General features: G+C 66.1%; 7 protein-coding genes and 3 pseudogenes. 9 read left to right on the forward strand and 1 reads right to left on the reverse strand.

The window, feature by feature from the left end:
- Positions 1 to 281 (forward strand): hypothetical protein (locus tag D3874_RS28245; RefSeq protein ID WP_199698848.1); only part of this gene is annotated, 281 nt, incomplete at its 5' end.
- Here the strand turns inward: D3874_RS28245 and D3874_RS28915 are convergent.
- Entirely contained in the window at positions 259 to 426 is a 168-nt protein-coding gene (locus tag D3874_RS28915; protein WP_199698849.1) for a hypothetical protein, read from the reverse strand. The two genes, D3874_RS28245 and D3874_RS28915, sit on opposite strands and share 23 nt — an antisense overlap.
- A 520-nt stretch (positions 427 to 946) precedes the next feature.
- Here D3874_RS28915 and D3874_RS32340 point away from each other — a divergent pair.
- The 8 genes and pseudogenes from D3874_RS32340 (at position 947) to D3874_RS28930 (ending at position 5005) form a co-directional block, all read left to right on the forward strand.
- Positions 947 to 1318 carry a hypothetical protein gene (locus tag D3874_RS32340; protein WP_233559762.1) on the forward strand — a complete coding sequence of 124 codons (372 nt, stop codon included), beginning with the start codon at positions 947 to 949 and terminating at the stop codon, positions 1316 to 1318.
- Between the two features lie 732 nt (positions 1319 to 2050).
- Positions 2051 to 2383 (forward strand): annotated as a pseudogene (locus D3874_RS00045) (DUF1302 family protein); the annotation flags it as partial.
- Between the two features lie 195 nt (positions 2384 to 2578).
- Positions 2579 to 2896 (forward strand): annotated as a pseudogene (locus tag D3874_RS31760) (DUF1302 family protein); the annotation flags it as partial.
- A gap of 154 nt (positions 2897 to 3050) precedes the next feature.
- Entirely contained in the window at positions 3051 to 3323 is a 273-nt protein-coding gene (locus tag D3874_RS30995; protein WP_119775143.1) for a DUF1302 family protein, read from the forward strand.
- Complete coding sequence (locus tag D3874_RS31765) at positions 3227 to 3808, forward strand: DUF1302 family protein (RefSeq protein WP_119775151.1); 582 nt, start codon at positions 3227 to 3229, stop codon at positions 3806 to 3808. The genes D3874_RS30995 and D3874_RS31765 overlap by 97 nt, the downstream gene beginning before the upstream one ends.
- Positions 3718 to 3978 (forward strand): annotated as a pseudogene (locus D3874_RS31440) (DUF1302 family protein); the annotation flags it as partial. The gene D3874_RS31765 and the pseudogene D3874_RS31440, both read left to right, overlap by 91 nt.
- Positions 3954 to 4448, forward strand: coding sequence for a DUF1302 family protein (locus D3874_RS31445; protein ID WP_119775149.1), 495 nt, complete (start codon positions 3954 to 3956; stop codon positions 4446 to 4448). The pseudogene D3874_RS31440 and the gene D3874_RS31445, both read left to right, overlap by 25 nt.
- A gap of 173 nt (positions 4449 to 4621) precedes the next feature.
- Positions 4622 to 5005 (forward strand): TetR/AcrR family transcriptional regulator, encoded by a 384-nt coding sequence (locus tag D3874_RS28930; protein ID WP_199698850.1) that lies wholly within the window; start codon positions 4622 to 4624, stop codon positions 5003 to 5005.
- Positions 5006 to 5941: the final 936 nt, after the last annotated feature.

Below are 5941 nucleotides of genomic sequence, written 5' to 3' on the forward strand. Positions count from 1 at the left end.
CACGCGGCCTGGGCCCGACGCTGCTGCCACGCCCGCAGCGCTACTACTTCGGCTTCGGCCAGAGCGCTGCCACAGCGCATCTGCAGGGCCGCGAAGGTGACAAGGAGGTCGTCTGGGAGCTGCGCGAACAGGTCGCGCGCGCCGTGGAGCAACAGATCGGCCGGCTGCTGCGCTATCGAGCCGAGGATCGCCTCCAGACCTGGAGTCTGCTGCCCGCTGGCTGGCGCCGCTGCAGTCTGAGCGCTCCACGTCTTCTCACTACTCAACGGGATTTTCGATGAACGACAAGATTTCCATCGCCGAAACGGCCTTGCCCGAACAGGTTTCCGTCTGGTGGTGGGTTACGGCCCGGTCGGCGCGGCCATCGGCTGCCTGCTCGGCCGCCAGGGCGTGCGAACGCTGAATCGTCGACAAGGCCAGCGACATCCTGACGCAGCCGCGAGCGATCGCACTGGGACAACGAGGCCTGCGCATCCTGCAGATGGTGGGCCTGGACGAGCAGGCGTTCGAAGCGGGTGGCGATTCCCGAGGTGCGCATGCACTCGCCGCTGCTGGGTCAGTTTGGTCGCGTCAACAGCGCGGGAAGCATCGACGGCCACCCCAAGCTGGTGACCTTCTTCCAGCCGGAGCTGGAGGCGGCCCTGCGCCGCCAGGTCCGGCGCTGGACTCCGTGCGAACGGCCTGCGGCGTGGAGTTCCTGGACTTCGTCGATGACGGCAAGGGCGTCACCGTCAGGCTGCGCGACGCTGACGGGGTCGATCACCGTGTGCGCGCCGATTTCTCGTTGCCGCGGACGGCGCGTCCTCGCTGGTGCGGCGCATGATCGGCCAGGATTTCGGTGGGGCGACCTATCCCGAAGACTGGCTGATCGTCGACGCCTCAACGTGCCGAAGCCGATCGATTCACACGAGTTCATCTGCGATCCTCGAAGCGGCCGATCCCGCACATGCCTGCGCCGGGCCAGCGCGAGCGCTGGGAGTTCATGCTGGCCCCCGGCGAGACGCGCGAGCAGATGGAGACCGACGAGCGCATCGGCGAGCTGCTCAGGCCCTGGGGCGACCTGGGCCAGATGAAGATCGAGCGCCGCGCGGTGTACCGCTTTCACGCACGCTGCTGCGACAGCTTCCGCAAGGGACTCGTATTCCTCGCCGCGACGCGGCGCACATCACGCCGCCTTTCCGGGCAGGGCCTGGTCGCGGGCCTTGCGCGACGCCGCCAACCTCTGCTGGAAACTCGCCGCCGTGGTGCAGGGCAAGGCCTCGCCCGCGATCCTCGACCAGTTATGACCAGGAGCGCCGCCCGCATGCGCGGGCCATGATCGGGCTGGCCAAGCTGATGGGCAGCCTGGTGATGCCGCGCAACTCGCTGGTCGCGCTGCCTGACCCATGGCAGTGTCCGCCTGCTGCGCCTGCTGCCGCCACTGCGTCGCTTCCTGGACGACCTGGGCATCAAGCCGAAGAACCGCTTTGCCAAGGCCTGTTTTGCCCGGGGGCTCGCCAGCTGGAGCGAGGGGGCCAACTGCCCCAGGGCCTGGTGCGCAACTCCCGTGGCGACGTGGTGCTGAGGCGACACGCTGCTTGACGGGGGGCCGACCCTGGTGGGCTTCGGTCTGCATCCGCGCAGCACGCTGAACAGTGCGCAGCGCCAGGCCTGGGAAGCCGCCGGTGGGCGTTTCGTCCAGATCTGCCATCGCAGCCAGGTCCTGCACAAGGCGAGGGCGCTGCGGAAGACCTGCAGGGGGCCTTGCTGCCGGGCGCCGCGCCCTTCGGCTGGGTCGCAGTCGTGCGACCGATCGCGTGGTCCTGCATGACGGTCCGCCCGCGGAGGCGTCGCGCATCGTCCATGAGTCGCTGGTCTTGCTCGGCGCTCATTGCGGCAGCCATTCGATCACGAAGCAGACCCAGGGGAGATCTCACGCATGAACCGCATTGTCGCAACGGCCGGGCCGGTATTCTGCTCGCGGCCCTGGCATCGACGCCCGCGCGGGCACTGGATTTCGATCTGCCCGTCGGATCCGGGGACGGCATCAGCGCCGTAGCTCAACACCAGCGTTACGGTAGGCGCCGGCCTGCGCATGCAGGATCCCGCGTCCGACCTGATCGGCAAATCCAATCTCGATCCGCAGGTCTGCACCGGCCCCAACGGTGCCTACCAGAGCTGCCAGAGCCTGTTCAGGACCCAGGTCTTCCCGGCCGAAAGGCTGGCCGCCGCTCCCGGCGCCGCGTCTCTCAACAATGATGACGGCAACCTCAACTATCGGCGCGGCGATCTGTTTGCCGCACCGGCCAAGGTCACCAGCGACCTGACGCTGAGCTACGGCAGGATTGGATTCTTCGCGCGGGCGCTGTATTTCTACGATTTTTCGTCAACAACGATTTCGTGAGTACCATCCGAACCGCATTACCTCGGACAATTACCTGCAGGTGGGCCGGAGGCCCCCTCGGCGCCGTTGCCGCCGACGGATATCGGAGCGCTGCTGAGGAACCCGGCCGCGCTGCTCACCGGGCGTGATTGCGAGCCGACCCTGGGGCCAGCCCGGCGCCAACGGTGGCCGCCTGGTGTACGGGCGGGCGCGGTCGTGCGCAACCGGCGCAGCGATGGCGAAACGCTGCGCCAGATCGGCACGGACCTGCAGCTGCTGGATGCCGTGCTGTTCACCAAGCTGCGCTATGGAGCGACAAGGAGCTCACCGTTCAAGCTCGGCCGCCAGACCGTGAACTGGGGCGAGAGCACACGCTGGTGCTCAACAGCATCAACCAGGTCACCCGTCAATGCCAACAACTACACCCGCATCGGCCGCACCGTGGAGGAGGTGTTCACGCCGGTGGGGATGGTGTTCGCGAGTTTCGATCCCTTCGAGAACGCAACGCTGGAAGGCTTCTACCAGCTCGAGTGGCAGAACGTGGAAGGCCACGCCCGGGCAGCTATTTCTCCGACCTGGACATCGCACCGACAATGCCGGAAGCACGGTCAGCATCAGCCCCGGCAATCTGGCCGAAGACCGGACCGTCGCGCCACGCCGCTCGATTCGACGCTGACCGGCCTGAGCAATACCACTTCGACGATCCGTCGCCTGCGGGACGAAAGAGCCGTCGGCCTCGGGCCAGTTCGGCCTGGCGCTGAAGTACTACCTCGAATCGGTGGGCAGCGGGATCGAGCTGGGTGCGTACTTCATGAACTACCACTCGCGCTTGCCGGTTGCCAGCGTCTACGCGACCCAGGCGAGTTGCGCGCGCCGGGAGGGGAACCTGCTCGGCATCGATGCCCGCGACCTCGTCAGCTTCCTCGCGGTCTGCAGCGATGTCCCTTCCTGCATGCGCTGACCCACCCGCAGCCAGCCGGAGGCCCAGTACGCCACGGACAGTGGGGCCCCGCTGGATACGGCGCGCCCCAGCTGGAATACCCGGAGAACATCCAGCTCTACGGCTTGAGCTTCAATACGACGATCGGTGATTTCTCGATCCAGGGGCGAGGTGGCCTACCGTCGAATCTGCCCTTGCAGGTCGATCTGCAGGACCTGGCTTTCGCCGCCCTCGGCCCCACGCTCACGCGCTGTCATGACCGCAGCGTCGGCTGCCTGGGTTCGGCGGAACTCGCCAACATCGGTATCGCTACGCCGAGGACGGCATGGCAACCCTCTATATGGTTCCAGCGACTTCGTCGACGCCAGCGGCGCAACGCCGTATCCGGATCTCATTCAATGTCGGCATTGGCCACATCCCGGGCTCGGCGCGCGCCTTCCCCAGCTTCGTCACCGCCTACCGCGGTGGCCAGGTCGGTGAGAACACGCCCTGCGCGGCCACGATGACGGATGCGGACTACCATCCCGGCATCGACTGCTACGTGCGCGGCTACGAGCGTTTCGATGTCTACCAGTTCAACTTCGGCACCACGCGGGTCTATGGTCCGCAGGACAACCCGTTCGCCGCCGACCAGATCATCCTGGTAAGCGAGTGGGGCGCGACCTGGGTGCCGGGGATCCGGCGCTGGACCAACTGCAGCTCGAAGCCCCGGGCACCTACTACCACGCCAGTGCCGGTGCTGACGGCTCCGGCGCAGACGGATCCCGCCAGGCCTGCTCGCTCAATCCGGCCTGCAGCGTTGGAGCGGATGGCATCCGCTTCAACCCGCATCAGGAAGACCTGAAGGGCTTTGCCGACGAATGGTCGTGGGGCTATCGCGTGATCGGCCTGTTCACCTACGAAAACGTGCTGCCCTCGATCGGTCTGCGGCCGACGCTGATCTGGTCGCAGGACGTGGGCGGCACCTCGCCGGGGCCTGGTGGCAACTTCGTGGAAGGCCGCAAGCAGGCCGACCTGATGCTGGAGACCCGCTACAAGGACGCGCTGTCCTTCACGGTCGGCTACACCTGGTTCACCGGCGGCGGGCGCTACAACCTGATGCGCGACCGTGACTACCTGCAGTTCTTTGCGCGCTATCAGTTCTGATTCCCCGATTCTCCGGTCCCGGCGTCCCCCATTTCTCCTCATGGCAGAGCCGCCGGATGCTTTCCCGAGGGTGTCCACTCCCCCTCGGGAGCTTTTTATACGGTCAGATCTCTGATTAAATGATCAGAGTTGTTTATGGAGTAACTCGAAATCAAAATTCACTGGAGCACCTGATGGCCACCCCGTCTGCGCCTCGGAAACCCAAGCGCAATGCCGCCCCTGCCAAGGTCAAAGCCAAGGCCAAGGCAAGCAGCAGCGCTGATGCAGCGCCGACGGAACGCGAGCCTCGAGGGGCGCGCCGCAAGCGCGAAACCCGCGCGAAGCTGCTGGATGCCGCGTTCCGCCTCATGGCCGAACGGGGCATGGAAGGCGTGGCCATCAACGAGATCACGGAGGCGGCAGACGTTGGTTTCGGGTCCTTCTACAACCACTTCGAGTCGAAGGAGTCGATCTACGACGCCCTGATGAACCTCGTCTTCGAGGATTTCGCCAAGGCCCTTGGCGAACTGGTATCCGACGTGGATGACCCGGCAATAAGGCAGTCGCCTTCAGCGTGAGGCATACCGTCATGCGCGCGCGACGCCGAACCGGTCTGGGGTCATATTCTGCTGCGAGAGGGCTACTCGGCCCGGAGTGCTGACGCGCGGTCTCGGCCAGTTCATGATGCGTGACCTGGCCCGGGGTGTGGCGGCCGGGAGGTTCAAGGCTCCGGATCTGTTCCTTGCCTCGTTGCTGTCGGGGGTACGGTACTCGCCGCCATTTCGGCGGAGCAACAAGCCGGGACCGAGAAGAGCCCGCAGGCCGCCTTGCTGAAGCAAATGGGCATGAGCGTGGGGGATATCCCGAACGGACCGCGACGATGATCATGGGAATCCTGGGGCTGCCGCCCAAGGAGGCTGCCAGCATCGCACGGCTTCCGCTCCCTGCAGTTTCAACGAAAAGCGGGATTTCGCCGTACGATAGAAGGCGCGAGATGGGGTCACGGACAGGGATTGCCCATCGCGGCAGCGATCGAGCTTTGCGATCAACGTGAGCTTCGCCTGGGCGGACTTGATTCGCTGAATCACATGTTGACGGGCGAACCGATATTCGCCTGAGACAACGCCGACAGTTGCTGTAGGAAAACGCCGCCATCCGTTCGGCGTAGAGGCAGGCCCTGCAAAATCCCCGATGATGTGGGGGCAGGGAGAGCGCTCCGGGGGAGCCCCTGCCATTTACGACAGCGGGGGAGAAAGCTCTTGTCACAGGGTAGGGATGAGCCGGCGGGCAATGGCGGACGCGGCCTGTCGCGCCGCAAATTCGTCACGGGCATGGGTTCGGCTGCCGCGCTCGCGGCCTGGGCGCCGCTGTTCCGGCTGACGCCGGCGGATGCTGCCTCCGGTACGCCGCCTCCGGCTTTCCCGCGGGCATCGACCTCTACCGCCAGGGCTTCGAGAACTGGGCCGGCGACATCCGCGTCGACGCGCTGTGGACCTGCGCGCCGGCGCGTGCGC

The sequence above is a fragment of the Oleomonas cavernae genome (genome assembly GCF_003590945.1).
Classification (GTDB): Bacteria; Pseudomonadota; Alphaproteobacteria; order Zavarziniales; family Zavarziniaceae; genus Zavarzinia; species Zavarzinia cavernae.